This is a genomic window from Chryseobacterium sp. UF-81, assembly GCF_058245105.1.
Genome location: NZ_JBSIBX010000014.1, coordinates 23,004 through 42,072 on the forward strand (window position 1 = coordinate 23,004; position 19,069 = coordinate 42,072).

At 37.7% G+C, this 19,069-nt stretch carries 19 protein-coding genes; 16 read left to right on the plus strand and 3 right to left on the minus strand.

What is annotated here, in order from left to right; genetic code table 11:
• Nucleotides 1-277 precede the first annotated feature (277 nt).
• The 4 genes from AC4IFE_RS17355 (at nt 278) to proC (ending at nt 3,880) form a co-directional block, all read left to right on the plus strand.
• Nucleotides 278-1,483, plus strand: coding sequence for a pyridoxal phosphate-dependent aminotransferase (locus AC4IFE_RS17355; protein ID WP_490758402.1), 1,206 nt, complete (start codon nt 278-280; stop codon nt 1,481-1,483).
• 9 nt (nt 1,484-1,492) lie between these two features.
• Complete coding sequence (locus tag AC4IFE_RS17360; protein ID WP_490758403.1) at nt 1,493-1,978, plus strand: hypothetical protein; 486 nt, start codon at nt 1,493-1,495, stop codon at nt 1,976-1,978.
• A 4-nt stretch (nt 1,979-1,982) separates the two neighbouring features.
• Nucleotides 1,983-2,996 carry a UDP-N-acetylmuramate dehydrogenase gene (murB, locus tag AC4IFE_RS17365; protein ID WP_490758404.1) on the plus strand — a complete coding sequence of 338 codons (1,014 nt, stop codon included), beginning with the start codon at nt 1,983-1,985 and terminating at the stop codon, nt 2,994-2,996.
• Between the two features lie 80 nt (nt 2,997-3,076).
• The gene (gene proC, locus AC4IFE_RS17370) at nt 3,077-3,880 is read left to right on the plus strand and encodes a pyrroline-5-carboxylate reductase (RefSeq protein WP_490758405.1); all 804 of its coding nucleotides are present in this window, start codon (nt 3,077-3,079) and stop codon (nt 3,878-3,880) included.
• Here the strand turns inward: proC and AC4IFE_RS17375 are convergent.
• Nucleotides 3,861-4,283 (minus strand): VanZ family protein, encoded by a 423-nt coding sequence (locus AC4IFE_RS17375; protein ID WP_490758406.1) that lies wholly within the window; start codon nt 4,281-4,283, stop codon nt 3,861-3,863. The two genes, proC and AC4IFE_RS17375, sit on opposite strands and share 20 nt — an antisense overlap.
• A 55-nt stretch (nt 4,284-4,338) precedes the next feature.
• Between AC4IFE_RS17375 and lnt the strand changes: the two genes are divergently transcribed.
• Nucleotides 4,339-5,973 (plus strand): apolipoprotein N-acyltransferase, encoded by a 1,635-nt coding sequence (gene lnt, locus AC4IFE_RS17380; protein ID WP_490758407.1) that lies wholly within the window; start codon nt 4,339-4,341, stop codon nt 5,971-5,973.
• Nucleotides 5,974-6,233: 260 nt separating this feature from the next.
• Here lnt and AC4IFE_RS17385 read toward each other — a convergent pair whose 3' ends face one another.
• Complete coding sequence (locus tag AC4IFE_RS17385; RefSeq protein ID WP_490758408.1) at nt 6,234-7,946, minus strand: T9SS type A sorting domain-containing protein; 1,713 nt, start codon at nt 7,944-7,946, stop codon at nt 6,234-6,236.
• A 240-nt stretch (nt 7,947-8,186) separates the two neighbouring features.
• On the opposite strand from AC4IFE_RS17385, the gene rpmB reads away from it, so the two are divergent.
• The 7 genes from rpmB (at nt 8,187) to AC4IFE_RS17420 (ending at nt 11,772) form a co-directional block, all read left to right on the plus strand.
• The gene (gene rpmB / locus AC4IFE_RS17390) at nt 8,187-8,429 is read left to right on the plus strand and encodes a 50S ribosomal protein L28 (RefSeq protein WP_002976757.1); all 243 of its coding nucleotides are present in this window, start codon (nt 8,187-8,189) and stop codon (nt 8,427-8,429) included.
• Between the two features lie 6 nt (nt 8,430-8,435).
• Entirely contained in the window at nt 8,436-8,618 is a 183-nt protein-coding gene (gene rpmG / locus AC4IFE_RS17395; protein ID WP_007841812.1) for a 50S ribosomal protein L33, read from the plus strand.
• A 19-nt stretch (nt 8,619-8,637) separates the two neighbouring features.
• Nucleotides 8,638-8,790, plus strand: coding sequence for a DUF4295 domain-containing protein (locus AC4IFE_RS17400; protein WP_002976755.1), 153 nt, complete (start codon nt 8,638-8,640; stop codon nt 8,788-8,790).
• Between the two features lie 80 nt (nt 8,791-8,870).
• On the plus strand, nt 8,871-9,827 hold the full coding sequence (locus tag AC4IFE_RS17405) for an MBL fold metallo-hydrolase (RefSeq protein WP_490758409.1): 957 nt from the start codon (nt 8,871-8,873) through the stop codon (nt 9,825-9,827).
• Between the two features lie 189 nt (nt 9,828-10,016).
• Complete coding sequence (locus AC4IFE_RS17410; protein ID WP_490758410.1) at nt 10,017-10,484, plus strand: RidA family protein; 468 nt, start codon at nt 10,017-10,019, stop codon at nt 10,482-10,484.
• 9 nt (nt 10,485-10,493) lie between these two features.
• The gene (gene ftsY / locus AC4IFE_RS17415; RefSeq protein ID WP_490758411.1) at nt 10,494-11,447 is read left to right on the plus strand and encodes a signal recognition particle-docking protein FtsY; all 954 of its coding nucleotides are present in this window, start codon (nt 10,494-10,496) and stop codon (nt 11,445-11,447) included.
• 70 nt (nt 11,448-11,517) lie between these two features.
• On the plus strand, nt 11,518-11,772 hold the full coding sequence (locus tag AC4IFE_RS17420) for a GlsB/YeaQ/YmgE family stress response membrane protein (protein ID WP_111960539.1): 255 nt from the start codon (nt 11,518-11,520) through the stop codon (nt 11,770-11,772).
• Between the two features lie 73 nt (nt 11,773-11,845).
• On the opposite strand, the gene sppA is transcribed toward AC4IFE_RS17420, so the two are convergent.
• Nucleotides 11,846-13,600, minus strand: coding sequence for a signal peptide peptidase SppA (gene sppA / locus AC4IFE_RS17425; protein ID WP_490758412.1), 1,755 nt, complete (start codon nt 13,598-13,600; stop codon nt 11,846-11,848).
• Between the two features lie 20 nt (nt 13,601-13,620).
• Between sppA and folK the strand changes: the two genes are divergently transcribed.
• The 4 genes from folK (at nt 13,621) to AC4IFE_RS17445 (ending at nt 19,031) form a co-directional block, all read left to right on the plus strand.
• Entirely contained in the window at nt 13,621-14,037 is a 417-nt protein-coding gene (gene folK / locus AC4IFE_RS17430) for a 2-amino-4-hydroxy-6-hydroxymethyldihydropteridine diphosphokinase (protein ID WP_490758413.1), read from the plus strand.
• Nucleotides 14,038-14,058: 21 nt separating this feature from the next.
• Nucleotides 14,059-15,561 carry an OmpA family protein gene (locus AC4IFE_RS17435; protein ID WP_490758414.1) on the plus strand — a complete coding sequence of 501 codons (1,503 nt, stop codon included), beginning with the start codon at nt 14,059-14,061 and terminating at the stop codon, nt 15,559-15,561.
• Between the two features lie 33 nt (nt 15,562-15,594).
• Entirely contained in the window at nt 15,595-17,040 is a 1,446-nt protein-coding gene (locus tag AC4IFE_RS17440) for an OmpA family protein (protein WP_490758415.1), read from the plus strand.
• A gap of 77 nt (nt 17,041-17,117) precedes the next feature.
• Nucleotides 17,118-19,031, plus strand: a complete 1,914-nt coding sequence (locus AC4IFE_RS17445) for a RecQ family ATP-dependent DNA helicase (protein ID WP_490758416.1) — start codon at nt 17,118-17,120, stop codon at nt 19,029-19,031.
• Nucleotides 19,032-19,069: the final 38 nt, after the last annotated feature.

The window sequence follows — 19,069 nt, forward strand, 5'->3', positions numbered from 1 at the left end:
AAATTTCTAACCAAATACTTTATTCACATTTTAATATGTTATTTTAACAATTTCAGTCATTTATCCATAATAGTTTCCCATAGCCTGTATTTTTAAGAAATTACTGACCAGCATCAAACCCAAATAAAAAGATTACAGTGGCCATCAAAAAGAACTACCAACAATCAATTTTAATTCACTGATTTACAAAACACTTAAAAAGCATTTAAAATGGGTAACAGGTTATTTTATTATTGAGAAATTTAATCTTATTTTTGCCATACAAATTTTTTGAACAATGCCAAATATTTCAAACAGAGCGCAGCATATGCCGCCATCGCCGGTAAGAAAACTGGTTCCTTATGCTTTAAAAGCAAAACAGCAGGGAATAAAAGTATATCATCTCAACATCGGGCAGCCTGATATTGAAACGCCGGAAACAGCTTTAAATGCTTTAAAGAATATTGATCTTAAAGTATTGGAATATGCGCTTTCTGAAGGCAATATAGAATACAGAAAAGCCCTTACGGAATATTATCACACTTTAGGTTTTTCTGATCTGACGCCTGATAATTTCATTGTAACCAATGGCGGATCTGAAGCATTAAACTTCGCGATCTCCACTTTATGTGATGACGGTGACGAAGTTATCATTCCTGAACCTTATTATGCTAATTATAATGGTTTTACCAGTACATTCAACGTTAACGTTGTAGCAGTTCCGTCTACTATTGACACTGGTTTTGCCCTTCCTCCAATTGAAGAATTTGAGAAAAAAATCACAGAAAAAACAAGAGCAATCGTTATCTGTAACCCGGGTAACCCTACGGGATATCTTTATACCCGTGAAGAGCTTCAGAAGCTGGCGGAAATTGCTTTAAAATATGATATCGTTATTATCTCTGACGAGGTATACAGAGAATATGTTTATGACGGAAAGCAGCAGATCTCTATGCTGGATTTCCCTGAACTGAGCGACAACTGTATCATCATTGATTCAGAATCCAAGCGTTATTCCATGTGCGGAGTAAGAATCGGGTGTATGGTAACCCGCTCCAAGAAGATCCATGATGCAGCAATGCTTTTTGCACAGGCAAGACTGAGCCCCGTTCTTTTAGGACAGATCGCAGCAACAGCTGCACACCAGAATGACGGAGCCTATATCAGAGCAGTAAGAGAAGAATACACACACAGAAGAAATATCCTGGTAGATCTTCTGAATGCCATTCCCGGAGTTATCTGTCCTAAACCAAGAGGAGCTTTCTATTGTGTAGCAGAACTTCCGGTAGATGACACTGAGAAATTTGCACAGTGGCTTTTAGAAAAATATTCCCTTAACAAGGAAACGATCATGGTAGCTCCTGCAGGAGGCTTCTACAGCGACCCTGAATTGGGAAAAAAACAGGTAAGAATTGCCTACGTTTTAAAAGAAGAAGATCTTAAGAGAAGCGCAGAGATCCTTAAAGATGCTTTAAAGAAATACAGAGAAGAATTCAGTCTCTAAATATAATCTATGATGCCGGCAATAAAAAGTACTTATCTGAAACTCCTGTTTTCAATGTTTTTGCTGCCGGCATTTTTTTCATGTGACAAAAAGAAAGAACCAACTTCTGCCCATAAAAATCCGAATGAGATAACGTTCATCAGTGTATCCAATATCGGTGGCGACCAAGGTGATTATAAGATCATCAAAGTTACAAAAGACTCCATACACGCAGAAAAAGGCATCACAGCCCGCCAAATTCATCAAGAATGGGCTTCAGCCATCAGCAGACAGACCTGGAACAACCTTATCTCTTCTATTAATATTAAAGATCTGGATGTGATACAAAGTTCTCCAAGCCAACAGTCCGTAGACGGCATTGATGAAACCTTTCAGATCAGGACTCCGAAAAAGTCACATATTTATGTCAATTCTTATGCAGATACGCTGCATTACAGACAGCTGAAACAGTTTAAAGAACAACTCAATCTCATCCTTCCCACAGAATACCAATAAAAACATGCAAGAAAATTTTTCGTTAAAACCTTACAATACATTTGGTGTTGATGCCAAGGCAAAATATTTTATTGAAGTACAAAACCTTGAACAGCTCAGAGACGCGATCAGTTATTCCCAAGATCATCATCTTCAGATTTTATTTTTAGGAGGCGGAAGCAATATTCTGCTGACGAAAGATTTTGATGGCCTTGCCATTAAGCTCAGCTTAAAAGGAATTTCTGAAGAAGACCTTAATGAAAATGAAGTTCTTGTTACGGCAAAAGCCGGGGAAAACTGGCACGAATTTGTGATGTACAGTCTTGAAAAAAACTACGGCGGACTGGAAAACCTCTCATTGATTCCGGGTAATGTAGGCACCTCCCCGATGCAGAATATCGGAGCTTACGGAACTGAGATAAAGGATACTTTCGTCAGCTGTACTGTTTTAGACCTTGAAAATCTTGAGCTTAAAACATTTAATCTTGAACAGTGCCGTTTCGGGTACAGGGATTCTATTTTCAAGCAGGAAGGAAAAGGAAGGTATGTGATTCTGGAAGTCAGTTTTAAGTTAACAAAGAAAGACCATCACATCAAAACAGAATATGGCGCGATAAAAACGGAACTGGAAAATTTAGGAATCACCCATCCTACCATTCAGGATGTTTCCAAAGCGGTGATCCATATCAGACAGAGCAAATTACCGGATCCTAAAGAAACAGGGAATGCCGGAAGCTTTTTTAAAAACCCGACTATTCCTCTCACCCAGTTTGAAGATTTAAAGCTAAAATTTGAAAACATTCCGGGATACCCGAACGGAGACATTGTAAAAGTACCTGCCGGATGGCTGATCGAACAGTGCGGATGGAAGGGAAAACAAATTGGAAACGCAGCCTCACATAAACTCCAGGCACTGGTTATTGTTAATGCTACAGGAAATGCCACCGGAAAAGAAATTTTTGATTTTTCTACTGAGATTATCCATTCCGTAAAAGAAAAGTTCGGGATAGAATTGGAAAGAGAAGTGAATATTTTATAATACAGAGGCTGTTTTCAAATCTATTGAACAGCCTTTTTTACGGAGAAAAATGTTATTTTAGCTGAAAAAAGTACACAAATATGAAAATAGCGATCCTCGGAGCCGGCAATATGGGCCTTTCTTTTTCAAAATCATTTTTAAAGTACGAACTGATCAAGCCACAAGATCTTCACCTGATCACCCGCAGCCAGGCTAAGATTTCTAAAATAGCCGAAGAGTTTCCAAAATCACAGATCTCCACTTTTGAAGAAACTCAGGAACTGGATGCAGATCTTATTATTATAGCTGTAAAGCCGCAGGACTTTCTGCATGTTACTGAAAATTTTCAATTTACATTAAAAGAAAACCAGATGGTTCTGTCCATCATGGCAGGAATTAAGATAGAAAAAATTCAGAAATTATTAAACCATCCACTCGTTGTAAGAGCTATGCCCAACTCTCCTACCCTCTTGGGAATGGGAATTACAGGCTATACCGCTGCCGGAGGTATTTCTTTCAGCCAGCTGATCAATATTGAGAGACTACTGAACAGTACCGGCAGATCGGTTTATCTGGAAAATGAAGACCTTCTGGATGGCGTTACAGCACTTTCAGGAAGCGGGCCAGCTTATTTCTATTATATTGTAGATGCCATGATAAAAGCAGGCGTAGAAATGGGTATCGATGAAAATCTTTCTAAACTGTTTGTACAGCAGACGATGCTAGGCGCCTATCACCTGATCAACAATTCCGAAAAAAACCTTGAAGAACTCATCAAAGACGTAGCATCCAAAGGCGGAACCACTGAAGCTGCGTTAAAAACATTTGAAGACCACAATTTTAAAGAAATTTTAAAAGGAGGAATTTTAAATGCGGAAAAACGGGCTAAAGAATTAAACGGCTAAATCTCTTTTCAACAAACCTGCAGAGCAGCCATCCGAAATATACACCGAAAGTATTAAGAATAATGTCATCTACCTCGAATATTCCCATTCTGGTAAAATACTGAAGCGCTTCAATGATAACGATGGCAGAAACAAAAGCATAGAGCAGTATTTTCAGTTCTTTCAGCTGAGGAAAGATCCAGCCGAGAAAGCCAAAAGGAATGAACATGATAATATTGCCCAAAACAATAATGACAATATCCTTCCATCCAATCGTGTTGAGGATAAACTGCACGGTAGACAAAACCGGCTGTATCCTGATCAGGTTATCTTCATACTGAAACCTGCCCATCCCCAGAAACATAAGATAAAGCAAAAACAATGTATACGGAACAATAATAATTTTATAAAATTTCTTTAACATCAGGTACAAATTTATTCATTTCAAAAACATTAAATTTGTGTGTTAAATTAATTTAATGAAATACATTTTACTTACGCTGATTTCAGCAATGCTGCTGTCTGTTTCGTGGCCTACTTACGGAGTTCCTTTCTTTATATTTTTTGCCCTTGTTCCGCTTTTAATGATGGAACACGGAATCTCAAAATTTTCATCGTACAAAAGAAAAAGCTGGATGGTTTTCGGACTCTCCTATCTTTGTTTTGTGATCTGGAATATTGTAACGACCGGCTGGCTGTATGGCTCCAGGAACCCGGACGGAAGTCACTCCATGATGGCGGTTGTATTTCCCGTTTTGGTTAACTCTTTCCTTTATTCTCTTGTTTTCCAGTGCTATCACTGGTACAAAAATGCACAGGGAACGTATTGGGGATTAGGATTTCTGATTGCCGTATGGATGAGTTTTGAAAAATTCCACCTGAACTGGGAACTGACCTGGCCGTGGCTGAATCTAGGAAATGTATTTTCAGATTATCCTAAATTAATACAATGGTATGACACCCTGGGAGCAACCGGAGGAAGTTTCTGGATCTTATCCATCAATGTTCTGATTTTTTATACTTTAAGAACCTGGGAAGCAGGAAGAAAAAGAAAAGACCTGATCAAAAACACCTCAATTGTTGCTGCTTTGATCATTCTTCCGATGATCATCTCATTGGTCAAATACAATAATTTTGATGAAAAGCCTTCCGGGCAGGTCAATGTCCTGATGCTTCAGCCGGATCTTGATCCTTATGCCGAAAAATATTCAAAAGACAGCCTGACTATTGAAAATGATCTTTTAACCCTGGCAGAAAACAATTCAAAAGGAAAGATTGATTATTATATTGCTCCGGAAACAGCACTTCCCGGAAGAGGGTCTATCTCCGAAACCGCTTTCGAAAAGAGTCTGCTTTTAAATAATGTGAAAGGTTTTTTATCCAAACATCCGGGAGCTGTTTTTGCCACAGGAATTTCTTCCCACCGCTTCTACAAAAACCAGGAGAATATTCCGAAGGAAGCTTATCAGGTCAATCCGGAGCTTTGGGTGGAAAGCTACAACACCGCTATTCAGATTGCGTCACAAGAAAAAATTCAGGTGTATCACAAAGGAAAACTGGTTCCCGGCGTTGAAATCTTCCCGTACATGAGTGTTTTAAAACCTCTTTTAGGCGATGCAATGCTTAATCTGGGCGGAACGGTGGCTTCTTTAGGAATAGATGAGGAAAGAAAATCTTTTTCGAATCCGTACAACAAAGGCAGATTAGCACCTATCATCTGCTACGAAAGTATTTACGGAGAATTCACAACAGATTATGTGAAAAAAGGAGCCAATTTCTTAGGCATTATGACCAATGATTCCTGGTGGGGCGTTACAGAAGGACACAAACAGCTTCTGTCTTATGCAAAGCTAAGAGCTATTGAAACCAGAAGGGAAATTGCGCGTGCAGCCAACAGTGGCATATCTGCCCATATCAATGCAAAAGGAGAAGTGGTAGCCGATACTTTCTATGGTGATAAAACAACACTATTCGCCAAAGTGAATCTTTACGAAACGATGACCTTCTATACAAGAGCCGGAGACCTGCTATCAAGATTTTCCATCTTTGCCCTGGGATTCTTACTGTTTTACTTTTTGATCGAAAAGTTCAGGAACAGGACTAAGAAAGCTTAATATTGACCACAAAGTCACAAAAGATAAACATTTAAGTTTTAGTTTAAAGTTTATAAAAAGTACACTTAAGCTTTTTTAAAGATCTAAATTTATCTACTACCTGTACAATTAATTTGATTGATGGGTGACTCACAACAATACAACCAAATATAAAAGAACTTTATCCCGTAGATAAAGTTCTTTTAAATAAATCTCACACTGAAAAAAACAGAAAAGCCAGCTGGACGCCTGGCTTTTCTTACTAATAGAACTCTTCAGTTTTATTTAATCATAAGTTTTTGAGTGGTTATTTCGTTTTTAGTTTTCAGTTTTAGCAGGTAAGCTCCTTTTATAAGATGTGAGACGTTGACCGACTGATCATTATTCAAAACAGCATGCTGTTTTCTTCCGTCCATGGAATATATTTCAATATCCGAAACTTTTTCTCCTTTAATAAATACTTTATCTGATGCAGGATTCGGATACACCGAAATCTTACTGTTTATGGCTACATCACGTGTTCCCAATGCGCCCTGTACTGAAGCATCGGAAAAGACCCTGGAAGCATCTATTGATCTTACGCTCCAATATACATTCTGAACAGAAGGATCAAGATCCAGAAACCAGGACGGTGTTGTTACTACATATTTTGCAATATTGGCGGCTCCGGGAGCAGATCCCACTTTGATCTCATAACGGAGGGCATTCGTTGGTGTCTTATCATCGGATGCACCGCTCCATGAAAAATTAAAACGGCTTCCGGTTTTTGTTGCATGAAGGACTGCAGGAGGTACAGGTTTCAGATTAACTTCTGTAGAAGTATTTTTGAACATTTTGGTCAGTGAAGGCATGCCCGGATCTGCCCAATCAAATCCGGCCAATACAATATCCAGACGGTGGTTATTGTCAAGGTCAAGTAAATTCACAAAGCCCGGCCCTCCTAAAGCATGCAGTCCTGTAGGGATATTTTCAGTAAAATTCTGGTTGGAAGGATTGTATAGAAAAGTCTTTACCACAGCATCATTGTTCTCATCGTTCCCGGAAACAATAAAATCATAGTATCCGTCATTATTCAGATCACCCACAGCTACAGATGAATCTGAGATTTCAGCAACATTTATCTGCTGTGGGTTCAGATGCCCGGTCCCGTCATTCATCAGTACGGCAAGAAATCCGGAATAACTACTATCCTGACCTGTAATGACCACATCCTGATAGCCATCCGCATTGAAATCTGCGAAATCCATTTTCCCACCTGTCAGGGCAGTAAGATCCTGTGAAGGCATCAGTGTTCCTGCCTGGTTCAGATACACTTTACAGACCGGATGATCACCCTGCTCCATTCCCAGAATAACAAGGTCGAGGAGATGATCATTATTGAGATCTACAAACTTAAAGCTTCCATTCTGTGTTCCCGGCTGCCAGCCCTTAAAGATCTCGAAATCAGTTCCCGTATTCTTATAAAAATCAAGATTATTCAGAAAACCAGACCCTTCCACATATTGAGTCCCGTTAATGGCATAATCTACCTTACCATCATTATTAAAATCAAAAGCCTCTAAAGATCCGTATATTTTGCCGTCAAGCACAGCTTCATTAATAAAACCCGTTCCTGAGTTCCGGAATCTGTAATGCTTATAATTAACAACATCATTATAGCTTAATCCTGTAGAAATAATATCCAGAAGACCGTCATTATTAAAATCCATGAATTTTATATCGCCCAGATGCGTTGCATTCACTCCCAGATCAGCATACGGTTCCAGTGAAATCCCATTATTTTTGTATACTTCGTTAAAAGACGTATCAACATTGCCGTCATGATCCGTATCAATAGCTCCGTTGATCACTACATCCTGCTTTCCGTCACCATCCATATCAGCCGTATCAGCCGATCCGTAGTAAAAATTCTTCATATTGGTCTGGACTTCAGCATAGTTCTGCGCCATCATCCCAACAGGAAGCAAGGATAAAAGAATACAAATTCTTTTCATATTATTTTTATTTAGATTAATTAAAAACAAAGATAGAACATTCAGATTTGCATTCCCTGCAAAGTTTACATGAAATATATCAGTCACTTGCTTCAGCGTGTCTCGGGAATTATTTTATTTTAAAATTCATGATTATTAATCAGCCAGTTATTTGTAAATATTTTTCAAAAGATTTGTCTATCTAAAAAATTCTTCGTTATTTTGCAACCTCAAATATTATACAAATAAGAACATCGAGATATGTCAAGAATTTGCCAAATAACAGGAAAGCGTGCAATGGTTGGTAACAACGTTTCTCACGCTAATAACAAAACGAAGCGTCGTTTTGAAATTAACTTATTGGAGAAGAAGTTTTACCTTCCGGAGCAAGATAAGCACGTAACACTGAAAGTATCAGCTCATGGATTGAGAGTGATTAACAAGATTGGAATCGAGGAAGCTATTGAAAGAGCTACTAGAAACGGATTGATTAAAAAGAATTAATAAATCATGGCAAAAAAAGGAAACAGAGTTCAGGTAATCCTTGAATGTACAGAGCACAAAGAGAGTGGTATGGCGGGAATGTCAAGATACATTTCTACTAAAAATAAAAAGAACACTACTGAGAGACTGGAATTGAAAAAGTACAATCCTGTTCTTAAGAAAGTTACAGTTCACAAAGAAATCAAGTAATTTATAAATATAATTTACCATGGCAAAGAAAGTAGTAGCAACCCTACAAAGCGGTCAGTCAAAGAAAATGACTAAAGTTGTGAAAATGGTTAAGTCATCTAAGTCAGGTGCTTACGTTTTCGAAGAAAAAGTAATGAATGCAGACGAAGTAGACGGTTATTTGAAGAAATAATCTCCACTTTATTTACAATATAAAAACTACTCAGATTTTGAGTAGTTTTTTTTATATATTAGCTTTTCAAAACACAAAATATGAAATGCTTATTTATTCTTCTGTTAATCATCCCTCTGTCCTGCCAATCTTATAAAAGCCAGAATGCCGAAAATATAAAAACTCCGGATAAAGGCGTAAAGCTTATCGTTTTAGGAAATACTCAGGATGCAGGTTCACCCCAGGCTGGCTGTAAGAAAGAGTGCTGTGCTGATCTTTGGAAACATCCGGTACAAAACCGAAAAATAACTTCAATAGGAGTAATAGATTATGATGTACAGAAAAATTATCTTTTTGATATAAGTCCTGATTTTACTCAACAGGTCCAGATGCTGCAAGAACGATCCGGTACTCCAAAAAAAACTGCACCTGATGGAATATTTATTACACACGCACATATTGGCCATTACGCAGGATTGATATTTTTAGGAAAAGAAGCCATGAATTCAGAGAAAGTCCCGGTATATGCAATGCCCAGACTTAAAAATTTTCTTGAAAACAATGGACCCTGGTCTCAGCTGGTACATATAAATAATATTGCCATCCAGGAGCTGCAAAATGAAATTCCCACACAGATCAGCAACAGACTGCAGGTAACTCCTATACAGGTTCCTCATCGTGATGAATATTCAGAAACAGTAGGATATATAATTAAAGGACCTAATAAAAAAGCTCTCTTTATTCCGGATATTGATAAGTGGAGCAAGTGGAAATACAATATCACCGATCTAATAAAAAATGTAGATTATGCTTTTTTGGATGCTACATTTTATGATGCGGAAGAAATAGGATACAGAAACATTTCAGATATTCCACACCCTTTTGTTGTAGAAAGTATGGAGATGTTCAAAAATTTACCCGCAAGTGACAAAAAGAAGATTCACTTCATCCATTTTAATCATACTAATAAGCTTTTAATTCCAAGCAGCAAGGAAACTAAAATGGTTTTAGCCAATGGTTTTAATATTGCCAGATTAGGAGATGAGGTAACATTATAATAACAATTATTAAGCAGCTATTATAGTCTTGACTTTACGTAAAATAAAAAAGCTAGGATGACCAAAAAACTGCAATATATTTTTTAAAATAATACATACTTTATTTACAATATAAAAAACTACTCAGATTTTGGGTGGTTTTTTTGTTATCTTTGTTCACCAGATTATTAATCAATTAAATATATCCTTATGAAAAAGATTTTTATTCTGGCTTTCACAGAAATTTTTCTATTTTCATTCGGTCAGGAAAAAATGAATAATGTAGAATATAAAGGTTCCCCTGAGGTATTTACCATCAAAGGACTTTCACAATCGGTAAGTATAGACTGTGGAACTTCTAAAATGATATTGCTGTCCGGGCAGGTTCCGTTGGATGCAGCAGGTAATCTTGCAGGAAACGATATGGAGAAGCAGACTCAGCAGGTTTTTAAAAACATTGAATTGATCCTGAAAGAATATGGAGCTACAGGAAAGGATATTGTAAAACTGGGAATCTTCATTACTGATATTTCCAAAACACCAGACTTTAGAAAAATCCGTGACTTATATATCAACCTTCAAAATCCTCCCGTAAGCAGCCTTGTGGAAGTAAGCCGTCTTTTCAGAGATGATGTGCTTATAGAAGTAGAGGCTACGGCAGTTATAAAAAACAAATAAGAATGAACTATGAGTTGGTTTAAAAATATTTTCAAAAAAGAAGAAAAGGAAACTTTAGATAAAGGTCTGGAAAAATCCAGCCAGGGTTTCTTTGAAAAAATGACGAAAGCCGTAGTCGGTAAAAGCAAAGTAGATGATGAAGTACTGGATAACCTGGAAGAAATACTGATTGCATCTGATGTAGGCGCATCCACAACCATCAAAATCATAGAAAGAATTGAAGAACGCGTTGCCCGCGATAAATATGTGAGTGTTGGTGAGCTTGATAATATTCTCCGTGAAGAAATCTCCGGACTTCTTCTTGAAAATCCTCATGCAGGAACAGGAAATATAGACAGTTCAAAAAAACCATATGTCATCATGGTAGTTGGTGTGAACGGAGTGGGAAAAACCACTACAATCGGAAAATTGGCGCATCAGTTTAAGTCTGAAGGAAAAAAGGTTGTCCTAGGGGCAGCAGACACCTTCAGGGCTGCAGCCGTAGACCAGCTGACCATCTGGAGTGAAAGAGTGGGAGTTCCTATCGTAAAACAGGATATGGGCTCAGATCCGGCTTCTGTGGCTTTTGACACTGTACAGAGCGCTGTTGCCCAGGGCGCAGATGTAGTGATCATTGATACTGCGGGAAGGCTTCACAATAAGATCAACCTGATGAACGAACTTTCGAAGATCAAAAGAGTAATGCAGAAAGTAATTCCTGATGCCCCGCATGAGATCCTGCTGGTACTTGACGGATCTACAGGGCAGAATGCATTTGAGCAGGCAAAACAGTTTACAGCAGCCACAGAAGTGAATGCGTTAGCTGTAACAAAACTTGACGGTACAGCTAAAGGAGGTGTTGTCATAGGTATATCAGATCAGTTCCAGATTCCGGTAAAATATATAGGGGTAGGCGAAAAGATGCAAGACCTCCAATTGTTCAATGGTACAGAATTTGTAGACTCTTTTTTCAAGAAAAGATGATTTTTATCATATTTTATCTTTAACTTAGATATCAAGTTTATACATTATTAACAATTAAAAATTTAGAACTATGGGAATTTTAACTTGGATCATATTTGGTCTTATCGCAGGTGCAATTGCAAAACTTATTATGCCTGGAACACAGGGTGGCGGTTGGCTGATGACGATTATTTTAGGGATTGTTGGAGCTTTCGTAGGAGGATTTATAGGCAGCCTTTTGGGATGGGGAACTACAGACAGTTTCGATTTCAGAAGTATGCTTTTAGCCGTAGGAGGAGCACTTATCGTTCTCTGGATTTACGGAATGGCTACTAGGAAAGGCTAACACAAGCAGATAAAAAAATAAAATCCCGGCACTGAAATTCAGTTCCGGGATTTTTTGTACAATATAATTTAGTTTAGTTGATCCTGATCTGGTAAGGCATTTCCATTTTTACTTCAGACTGCAGTTTTTGATCTGTAATCTGCTGAAGAATTTCATAGTTGGCTTTACCTATTTTATTTTTAATGATTCTTGCAGAAATATCTTCCTCGTTCAGATCTTTGAAAATCTGTTCAAACGGAGACATTTTTTTAGGATAAGAAGACACATGGTAAGATTTCAATCCTGCTTTCTGTGCTGCAAATTTTACCGCATCATTCAGAGTTCCCAGTTCATCAACAAGACCGATCTGTTTAGCACGTACCCCACTCCATACTCTTCCTCCGCCAACACTGTCAATCTGGTCGAAAGTCTGCTTTCTGTTCTGCGTTACGAAATGTACAAACCTTTTATACGTTCCTTCCACACTTCTGGTGATCAGGTTCACTCCGTAAGGGGTAACACCATTCAGAGGTGAGTAATATTGGGAATTGGCATTGGTAGCGACAATATCTGAACGGATACCGTTTTTGTTTGCAATATCCTTATAATAAGGTATCACTCCGAAAACTCCGATAGAACCTGTCAGCGTATTAGGCTCTGAATAAATTTTATCTGCAGCCATCGCAATATAATATCCTCCTGAAGCTGCATAGTCACCAAAAGAAACCACTAATGGTTTTTTCTTTTTAAGCTGCTGCAATTCAAATAAAATTTCATCCGAAGCATTAGCACTTCCCCCTGGAGAATTGATTCTGAAAACAACAGCCTTTACTTTATCATCATTCTGAAGATCTTTGATGTATTTCACATATTTTTCAGAATAGATCTCATTATAACCGTCACCATTGTTAATTCCTCCTGACGCGTACAATACCGCTACTTTTTCTCCGGACTTATCCTCATTTTCATAAGAACTGATATAGCCCGCCAGTGACACTTTGTTCAGTTTTTCTTTCTCTTTAAGGCTAAGCTTCGATTTTATCATCTGCTCATATTCTGTTTTATGGATCAGTTTGTCCGCAAGCTTGTACTTTAATCCTAATTCAGGGATCATTCCGTATAAGCTGTCAACAACCATTTTAAATTGTGCTGTATCAATTTTTCTTGAAACGGCCATTTTAGTGGATGTGTTTTTCCAGATATCATTTAAAAGAGTACCCAGCTGTTCTTTATTTTCAGGAGAAATATCATTCCTTAAAAAAGGTTCAACCGCAGATTTAAACTTTCCGTGTCTTATCACTTCTATACCGATCCCGTATTTATCAGCAAAGTCTTTAAAGAATGTCACTTCAGTAGCCAGTCCTTTCAGCTCTATCATTCCTGATGGATTAAGATAATACTTGTCAGCAACAGATCCTAAATAATAAGAGGCCTGAGAAACAGCATTTCCATAGGCGTATACAAATTTTCCGCTCTTTTTAAAGTCTTCAATAGCATTTCTTATATCATCAATCTGGGTCAGGCCTGCATGAAAGTCATCAGCTTCGATACTTATACCTTTAATACGGTCATCTGTCTTAGCTTTTTTAATAGCTTCCAATGCATCATACAACATAACACTCTTATGTTTGTCACTGATGTTGAACAGTCCCATTCCCTCTTCAGTAGGGCTATCTATTATATTAGTCTTTAAATTAATCGTAAGAACAGAATTATCTTTCACCACAACAGATTTGTCATTCCCCATAGAACTGAACACAAGCATCATAATGAAAAAGACGAAAAATAAGGCACATAATAGGACAATAGCCACTATATTTGCCAGTACGTTTTTAAAGAAACTTCTCATAAATCAATCAATTTTCCAATATGTCGCAGCATAGGGTAGTTTTGTTACTAGGAAGTAACCTGGGAAATCAAAAAAAAAATTTAGAACTGGCCTTACAAAAAATCAGTGAGGGCGGTAATTACATTTCACAATTAAGCGAATTTTTAATAACTGAACCTGTAGAATTTGTTAGTTCCAATATTTTTTGTAATATTGCATCAGAAATATTCACGTCTTTCTCGCCGATTCAACTGCTTGAATTTATCAAAAACATAGAAGTTGAGATGGGAAGAACTAAAGATTCATCTGCATCCGGCGGTTACAGCGACAGAATAATAGATATTGATATCATTAAATATAACGACTTGAAGTTCAGGTCAGAGAAATTAGAAATACCCCATCAGAAGCATTTATATGAAAGGGAATTTTCTAAAATATTGTTGAAAGATTTTATCTAAAATAAAACATAAAAAACATATATGAAATTAGGTTTATTATTATTGGCCACACTACCAATCGCGGCTTATGCCCAGGATAGTACCACAGTAAACTCATCCAGTGAGTACCCTAATACCTTCTCTTCAGGTTCAGCTAATGTACAGCGTTTTGACAACAAAGCCAGACGTTTCAACGACTGGTCTATTTCCGTTGGTGGAGGTGCTGCATTCATGGCGCATTCTGATCTAAAATCTTTTTATGACAAAAAGGTAAACTGGGGGTATAATGCTTACGTGAGTATTGATAAGCAGATTACGCATGTTTTTGGATTAAGCCTTATCTATCAGAGAGGTGAAACAAAACAGAAAGCAATGTTACCAGGTTCAGCAGGTGCTGCAGCCGGAGTGGGTACGGCAACTACCAAATTTGATCAGGTTGCTTTAATGGGGGATGTTAACTTTTCCAATTTATTGAGAAGAGTTGATAACCATTCTCCTTACAGATGGGCACTACACGGCTATGCAGGAATTGGGTTCCAGAGTTTCAACACTTCTTTACATGACGGAAATGAATTCAGATGGAGCGATAGTCCAAAGAGAATTCCTTTATTTATTAATAAGAAATTAGACATTGGCTCTTTATACTACCAGTTTGGAACAGGTCTAAAATACAAAGTATCAAAGCTTATTGATATCGAAGCAAGAACGATGTATATCATAAGCGGTGATGATGAATTCGACGGAGGCGGATGGGCTGATCCTAACGACTACGATCCGGCAACTCCAGGTTCAAAGTATAATATGATCAGTGATTCAAGATCTGATAATGTATGGACAGTGACTTTAGGAGTTTCTTTCAAGTTAGGAAACAAATTATCACACTTAGCATGGCATGATCCACTTCAGGAAGCATACTACAGAACAAGTGTTTTAGAAAATGCAGCTACAGAGCTTGTAGTATGTGAAAAAGGTGATGCAGATAATGACGGCGTATGTGATGACTGGGACAGACAGTTAGACACTCCTGCAGGTGCAAGAGTAGATGGTGCCGGTGTAGCTTTAGATATGGATCTTGACGGAGTGATTGATCTGTATGATAAATGCGTAACGGTTCCCGGACCTGTTGAAAACAACGGTTGTCCTACGACTCCTGTTGCTCCAGTAGCTCCAGTAGACAAAATAGGAGATATCAATAAAGATTTTGAAGGAATCGAATTTGAATTGAACAGTGATAAAATCAGAACTAAATCTTACGATAAATTAAATCACGCAGCTGATGTTATCAAAGGGTTGGATTCTAATGATAAATTTTTAGTAATTGGTGCAACTGATGCTAGAGGTTCTGCAGAATACAATTTGAAATTATCTCAGAGAAGAGCTAATGCTGTAGTAAAATATCTTAATAGTAAAGGTGTTTCTACAGGTATGCTTATCGCTGAAGGAAGAGGAAAAACAGACCTTAAATATCCGGAATGTGATCCTGCAACTAAATGTTCTGAAGAAAAAAACGAAGCAAACAGAAGAGTTTACTTCCAAGCAAAATAAAATCATTTAATTAACTAAATAAAAAAATACACTATGAAATTAAGTTTAGCAATTGTAGCATTAGCAATGGCAATCCCAGCCGTAAGCTACGCGCAAGACTCAACAGCAGTTTCAAATGGAGAATATCCAAACACATTTTCTTCTGGTTCTGCCAATGTTTCTCCGTTTACCAATCAGTCTAAAAGATTCAATGACTGGTCTATTTCAGCCGGTGCAGGTGTACCACTTGTACAGTCAGCTGATTTAACATCTATCAAGAATGGTAACGGTAAAAACCTTTTCGGATACTCTGCTTATATAAGTATTGATAAAGCAATCACTCATGCGTTCGGTTTAAAATTACAATATGACAGAGGTGAAACAAGACAAGGATGGTTCAACACTAAAGATGCTGCACCTTCTACAATACCTTATCAGCAGGTAGGAGCAAGAACTCAGTATGACGCGATCTCTTTATTGGGAGACATCAACTTCTCTAATTTATTGAGAAGAGTTGATAACCACTCACCTTTCAGATGGGCACTTCACGGTTACGCAGGTATTGGTACTATTGCATACAGAGCATACCAAAAAGACTTAGCAGGACAAAGGTTAGTAACTGAAATCAAACCTTTCAAACTAGGATCAATGTTTATGCAGGCTGGTGCTGGTCTAAAATACAAAATCAACAGAAGACTTGATCTTGAAGGTAGATTGATGTATGTAGTAACTGGTGATGATGAGTTCGATGGAGGAGGTGATAAATACAGTGCAATCAACAAGCGTGAAGAGCAGGTATCAGACAACTTCTTTAATGCAACTTTAGGTCTTACCCTGAAGTTAGGAAAACACGAATCTCACCTAATGTGGCATGACCCACTTCAGGAAATCTATTACAAACTTGATGTTTTGGCTAACAAAAACCAGGATATTGAAGTATGTAAAAAAGGTGATGCTGATAACGATGGAGTTTGTGATGATTGGGACAGACAACTTGATACTCCTGCTGGAGCAAGAGTGGATGGTGCTGGTGTTGCTCTTGATACAGACCTTGATGGTGTAATCGACCTTTACGACAAGTGTGTAACAGTTCCTGGACCTGTTGAAAACAACGGATGTCCTACAACAACTGCAGGACCTGTAGTAGAAACAGAAACTAAGCTTGAAGGAATTGAGTTTGATTTAAATTCTGACAGAATTTTACCTTCAAACACTCCAATCTTAAATAATGCTGTTTCATATATCAATTCTTCAACCGGAGCTTATAACGTAATCGGAGCTACAGATACTAGAGCTTCTGATGCTTATAACCAAAAGCTATCTGAAAGAAGAGCGAATAGCGTTAAGAATTATCTGATCAAAAACGGAGTAGAATCTTCTAAACTGAACGCAATCGGTAGAGGTGAAAAAGACCTTAAATACCCTGAGTGTGAACCAGCTACTAAATGTCCTGAATGGAAAAACAGAGCTAACAGAAGAGTATATTTCGAAGCTAAATAATAAAAATTATTAGTAAATATATCAAGCCGTGCCATGCACGGCTTTTTTTGTTGTAATACTTTTATTACATTTACCTTATGATTTCTCAGCATGATTTCCAAAAATTAAAATATGATACCCTAAAATATTTTTGGGGCTACGATGCTTTCCGAGATTCTCAGGAAGGGATAATTGATGCTGTCATTAATGAAAAAGACTGCCTCGTTCTTTTGCCTACCGGAGCAGGAAAATCTCTCTGTTACCAGCTTCCAGCATTATTAAAGGAAGGAACCTGCCTTGTGATTTCCCCCCTTCTTGCATTAATGAAAGATCAGGTAGGCCAGCTTAAACACCGCGGTATAGAAGCCGAATATCTATCTTCCGAGCTTGATGAATATGATGCAGAAGCCGTATATGACCGCTGTAAAGATGGTCTTACAAAATTGCTTTATGTTTCCCCGGAAAGGCTGACTAACATACAGTTTCTTCAAAATATTGACGAAATTAAGTTATCATTTATAGCCGTAGATGAAGCTCACTGTATTTCAGAATGGGGACAAGATTTCCGTCCCAGCTATCAGAATATCAAAGAATTCAGGAAAAACCATCCCAAAATCCCGTGCTTGGCTTTAACAGCCACTGCAACCCCCAAAGTTTTGGAAGAGATCAAAAATAAACTGGAACTTAAAAATCCGTTTGTCTTTCAGAAAAGCTTTAGGAGAGAAAATATCAGAATATTTTTGGATGAAGTTTCTGACAAATTTCAGCGTGTTTTCGATATTTTAAAACATAATAACGATTCCGGAATTGTTTATGTGAGAACCCGGAAGGATGCAGAAATGCTGGCAGAATTTCTCAAAAAGAACCAGTTGCAAAACGTAGATTATTTTCATGCCGGCTTAACGACGAAAGAGAAAAATGCCAAACAAGCTCACTGGAATAACAGTGATAACCAGGTTCTTATCTCCACCAATGCTTTCGGGATGGGAATAGACAAAGACAATGTCCGGTTTGTGATTCACTTCTCTCCTGCTCCGTCCTTGGAAAATTATTACCAGGAGATCGGAAGAGCGGGAAGAGATGGTAAGGATAGTTTTGCATTCCTTCTGTGGAACAAACAGGAATTACTCAATTTTGATGAAATCCTAAAAAACCAGACCCCTAGCAAAGCTGAATTTTTGAAGATCATCACCTACCTCTACTCTATTTTTCAGGTAGCAGAATTTGAGCTTCCGGAGAAAGTTTTCCAGCTGAACATACAGGGGATACAAAATTTCACCCGACTATCAAAGGCAAAAATAAGCAATGTTCTTAATTTCCTGCACAATCAGGAAATCATCTACCATAATGACAATAAAAGCCTGTCTTCCCTGGAGCTTCTCTTCAATGCTGAGGAAATAGACCAGCTGCCTCAGAAAGACGCTTATTTCATAGAACTCCTGCTTCGTACGATATCAGGAATTACTACCCACAAGGTAATGTTCAGTGAGCTACAGGTGAGCAACAAGATCGGGGTAAGTGTTCCACTTATCAAAGAAAGACTTAAAGAACTCCAGCAAAAAAATTATCTGGAATATGTAGACGGAGCCCTCTCAAGCATCAAATTTCTGAAGCCACGCGATGAAAGAGCCATTAATGCGGCCTACTGGAAGCTTTTTGAACATATCCAAAAAAACAAAATCCAGAAGTGGGAAGAAATTAAGTTTTTTATAGAAAATAGTGATTACTGTAAGATGAAACTTATTCTTGCCTATTTTGGGGAAAAGAATACAAAAAATTGTGGACAATGCTCAGTCTGTGAAAAGAATAAGCAATCTATTTTCGGAAAAAACATTTCCCAGCAGATCATTAATCTGTTGGCTAACAAGCCCTCGTCTATCGAAGACCTTTCAGTGCAGCTGAATTATCATTCTAAAAACAACATTTTAGAAAACCTGATTTTCCTTTTAGATTCCGGAAAGGTAAAAATGCTGAATTTCAGAACGTATGCATTGAACATAAGTAATGAGTAATGGGTAATGACTAGTGGTGAACCGTAAATTTTGCTTCG